At 31.2% G+C, this 4,877-nt stretch carries 5 protein-coding genes; all 5 read right to left on the bottom strand.

All coding sequences use genetic code 11. The features are described 5' to 3' along the window. Window positions 1–388 precede the first annotated feature (388 nt). Complete coding sequence (locus EA412_12590) at window positions 389–1,528, bottom strand: ATP-binding protein (GenBank protein TVR76873.1); 1,140 nt, start codon at window positions 1,526–1,528, stop codon at window positions 389–391. Between the two features lie 260 nt (window positions 1,529–1,788). After that, window positions 1,789–2,139: a hypothetical protein gene (locus EA412_12585; protein TVR76872.1), complete on the bottom strand. Its 351-nt coding sequence runs from the start codon at window positions 2,137–2,139 to the stop codon at window positions 1,789–1,791. A 235-nt stretch (window positions 2,140–2,374) separates the two neighbouring features. Beyond that, the gene (locus EA412_12580) at window positions 2,375–3,004 is read right to left on the bottom strand and encodes a hypothetical protein (GenBank protein TVR76871.1); all 630 of its coding nucleotides are present in this window, start codon (window positions 3,002–3,004) and stop codon (window positions 2,375–2,377) included. Then, complete coding sequence (locus EA412_12575; protein ID TVR76870.1) at window positions 3,001–4,608, bottom strand: glycosyl hydrolase family protein; 1,608 nt, start codon at window positions 4,606–4,608, stop codon at window positions 3,001–3,003. The genes EA412_12580 and EA412_12575 overlap by 4 nt, the downstream gene beginning before the upstream one ends. Before the next feature lie 46 nt (window positions 4,609–4,654). Beyond that, window positions 4,655–4,877: hypothetical protein (locus tag EA412_12570; protein TVR76869.1), on the bottom strand; the 223-nt coding region annotated here is incomplete at its 5' end.

Here is a 4,877-nt window from a genome sequence, read left to right as displayed (position 1 = left end):
CCCCCCCCCCCCCCCCCCCCCCCCCCCCCCCCCCCCCCCCCCCCCCCCCCCATTAATTTTTTCATAAATAAAGTTTTAGTTGAATTAATTTAAAAGTTCATCCGCTGAAAGTATTGATAAATCAAATATAAGACAATTTGTTTATTAATCATAATTATCTTATGTTACCTATATGTTAATTGTATTTTTTCAATTCAACATACAATATAATTAACTGATTTACAAATCAATATGTTAGAATAATTTTTTTGTTTTTTTTTATAAAATACTTTTGAGCTTTAAAATGATGTTAATTATATATCCTACTTACGGAATTATATAAAGGTGCAGCTTTTTGAAATGATGCTATGAAAAGCGGGGAGATTAAATTAATATACCTTTTTTTATCTTAAGTTTCAAAATTTTCCCCTAACCACTGATGATAATTTTCTTTGTTGATGATTTCAGTATGAGCTACATTATATGCATTTAGAAAAGTGGTTGAAAATTTAGTTTTTGTTTTTGCATTCCATTTAATTTCATAAGCCGATAGTTTACCATCAATTTCTTCCACGTAATCAATTTCTTGTTGTTGCGTAGTGCGCCAGAAATAGCGGTGTCCGTAGTAGCCCGCATAATGAAGTTTTTTCCATCTTTCGCTGATGAGATAATTTTCCCATAATGCACCTTTATCTTGTCTTACAGATAATGGTGCATAATTGCCGATAATCGCATTTCGGATGCCGTTGTCATAAAAATAAATTTTGCGACTCTTTTTCAGTTCATTCCTGACGTTACGGTTAAAAGCATTCAGGCGAAAAACGATGAAAGCTTTTTCCAGCAAATCAATATACTTTTCAACTGTTTCTTTATCTGCACCTGTAATTTGTCCCAGTTCATTATAACTTACTTCGCTTCCCATTTGCAGAGCTAATGCTTTTAGAAGAGTTGAGAGTAGAGATGGTTTTTTAATTTTTTCATAAGCAAATAAATCTTTATACAAATAACTGTCTGAAAGTAAAGAAAGTTTTTCCTTTTCCTCTCCTGGTGAGTTTACCACTTCCGGGTAGCTGCCATAAATCAATCTATTTTCCAATTGAGATGTTTCTTCAAATGGGTTAGTATGATTTGATAATTCTGTAAAAGAAAGCGGGAACAGTGTGTATTCATATTTTCGCCCGGTAAGTGGTTCATTGAACATGCTTGAAAGTTCAAAAGCTGAAGAACCTGTCGCCAGAACCTGTACATGCTTCATCTTATCTGCAATAATTTTAAATGTTAGCCCGGCATTAGATATACGCTGCGCTTCATCCACTACAAGTATTTTCTTTTTACCTATCAGCGATCTCAATGCAGCTATGCCGCTGTTTTGAATACGTTCCCGGTCATTCGGTTCATCTCCCGACAGCCAAATCAAGTCGTCCTTGTAGGCTTGCATAAGCGATTCAGCCAGTGTTGTTTTTCCTACTTGTCGTGGACCGAGCAGTAAAATCACTTTTCCTTTGAAAAGCCTTTTCTTGATTTTATTTTCCAGTGTTCTTTTTATCATCAGGCTAAATTATAATAATTTTCGATTAAAACCGAATATAACTATAATAATTTTCGATTTAAATCGAAAATTGAATGGATGTAAATTTGTCTGCCCCGTAGTTAATTTTGTTATTTAGAATGCTTCGAAATATCATATTTTATTCGATATATTATTGTATCACATGCGGACGCATGCGATAGAAAGGGGGTAAAATTCTATTGTAACAAATGCGGCGCATGTGAAAGAGGAGTATTTTGAATATATCTTTCATGTGTTGATTATTTTTCTTGAATACAATTGATTTTGATTAAATCTAAATCTGGACAGGGAGGCAATATTCCATGTGCTATTCCTAAATATCTGTATTTAATACATACATATACCGGCTCTTCTCTATGAAAGGTTTTGGGAATAGAATTTTGGAAAATATACATAGAACTATCATTTTTTAAAATAACTTTACCATTTATAGATCTGCACTCATTATTAAAATCATAATATAATACAGCTTCTTCACATTCACCCCAACAAAATGGGCTTAAATTACTTTTTCTACATGAATTCAAGCTCAATGTTATGATTATTAAACTTAATAGCATGGCAGTATTGATGATATTTTTTTCTTTCATTTCATCAGATTTTAAAATTTATTGAATACGATTTTCTACAATTTCCTTAAGCCTTTCCACTTCCTGCATTAATACACACCCCATTTCATTTTCTCTACGCAATTCCTCCAATTCTCTTTGTTGCTGTATAGTATATAAAGTCAACTCTTCTATTTTGCGCATTTGGAGTTAGTGCATTTGTCCAATATTCAACTTAACCTCTTCTTCAGAAAGAATAGATAGTAGGTGATGCTAGCTAAAACAAGTATGCAACTCCTATAGAAAATGGACTAATAGCATTAAATTGATATTCTGTTGTTATCCTGTCACCAGTTTTTGAAGATGAAATAATTTTCTCAACAGTTCTCATGCCGTGTTGTAAAAAAGCACCAATAAGGACTTCAACATTTTTGCTCACTTTAAAGCTCAATTGTGGTTGTATAATAAAACCATAATCATATTCTCGAACTTCATCAATTCTACCGGATGTATATAAATACCCAAAGTGAGGCCCAAAGAAAAAAGAAAACTTTACTTTATTCCCAATTTCAGGACCTATTAATAAAGGAACTGAGAAATAACCTGAAAAACTTTCTTCAGCACTAGATAAGTGCATAAATAGACCGGATTTTACTTTAAATATACTTTTGTTTATTTCTTGCGAAAACCCTAAGTCTAAAGTTAATGCATTAAACAAATATTGTTTAGTAAATGCATCACTAACTAATTCATTTCTATTTTGAATTGAAAGTCGATCGTAATTACTAGCAGAAGAAATACCTATGGAAAGATATATGTTTTTACTCCTCTCGTTTCCAGTAGCAAAAATGTTATTTGCCATGCAAAATAGAAAAGAAACTAAAAGGTATTTTTTTAGATGATTCATTGATAAATTATTTTTTGAGTATGCAATATATCACCATTTAACAATTTTACCTTTACAAAATAAATCCCACTATTAAAATTTTGAATATTGATTGATGTTAGTTGATTAAATTTTGAGTCACTTATTTGTTTACTTTTAAATTTTGAACCATTGACATTATAAACATCAATTATGTAATCAAAGTTCTCTTTAGTAATAATTGAAATGTAAAATTTACCATTGTTTGGAGAAGGATAACATTTAACTTCTATTTTACTTTTTCGATCATTTGTAGTATAAACTTCATTTGAAAAAAAGTAGTCTTCTTCTTTAAATTTATTTAAATTTTCTACACTACTTGAATTTGACAATCTCATTGAACTGAAACCACATTCTTCAATCTTAAAGAGTACAGAACTACCTGCTTCAGCTGAAAATCCTGGTCGGACAGTTATTTTATCACTTGCAATAAAAGAAACTTGTTGACCATGGTTAATGTGTACATCATCTTCAATTAAAATTTCTTTACCAACAATAAAGTTATACCGGCTACTGCTACTGCTTAGATTCAAATCATTGTTACTTTTAATCTCTACTAAACTATCACAAGGTGCTTTTGTCCAATATCGGATGTAATCAATTTCTAATGAACTAGGGAAAGGGGTACTTGAATTTGGACCTTTATTACCATCAGGTCCTTGTATTGCTAAATTTGCAATAATATGCATTGGACTTTGAGGGTATATATTATTTCTCAAATAAGAATTAAACGCATTTACACCATTACAATCCACTTCTTGTCCAAGTGTTGTATAAAACCTATATGATTTTTGTTTTAATTCTCCATTTACAAACCATTGTATTTTATAAGGATCCCAAACAAGTGTGAATGTATTAAAATTTTCAGAAAAATCAGGACCAGAATAATCTTCTGGTCCACATTTACCGTAGTTATCATCATCATAATGTACTGTCATGTTAGGACGACTTACTGATTTATTTAAATCAAAAGTTTCTTGAAAAAATGGAGGTGGATAACTATACTTATTCCAAAATTCAAAAATATCTATTTCATTATTAACACCTTGTGGTATTGAATATAACCAAAAAGCCGGCCAAAAGCCTTTACCTTTAGGAATTTTACACCTAATCTCAAACATTCCATAGTGAAAAGAATAATTAGAATGAATTATACCAGAAGAATAATCAAAATATCTTCCATTTATACCGTAAGATTGGGGACTTCCCTGATTGCAACTTGCAAAGATGGTATCTGACTCTGATAAACTTGAGTCTACCAAACCGAATACCGTTTCTTCTTTAGCTGTTAGACTTAAAATTCCATTCTCAATTGAAAAGTTATTTGAAGTGTAAATTTGTTGTTCATTATTGCATATATTAATTGTACCCCAAGGATATGTGTTACTCCAAAACTTATTGTTTAGAGTTGGATTTTCAAAATTATCCTCGAATATCAATACCCATGGATTATTATCACAAGTACCATCAGAAATAGGAACAACAATGGTGTCATCACAAACGCCAACACCAAAAACTTTTGTTGAGAGAATATTTGTATGCATTAATAGAAACAAAAAAATCAGAAAAAAATAATTAAATTTCATACGTTTTAATTTACTTAATATTAAAAAAAGAACAGAACTTAATATCTTATTGTCCTATATTCCCTACCATCTCCATTAATATATCCAACTCCTTTCTCAATTGCTTCAACTCTTCGTTTTCAGCACGTAATGACTCTATCTCTTTTTGCTGTTGTAATGTATATAACGTCAACTCCTCAATTTTAAGCATTTGGAGGTAGTGCATTTGACCGATATTCAATCTGTTATTTACAACTTCTTCTTCAGAAGGAATTTGCGGTAAGTGACGA

The organism is Chitinophagaceae bacterium (assembly GCA_007695095.1).
Classification (GTDB): Bacteria; Bacteroidota; Bacteroidia; order Chitinophagales; family REEL01; genus REEL01.
Note: the sequence above shows the minus strand (reverse complement) of the source record. Positions and strands in the feature narration are given on the sequence as shown.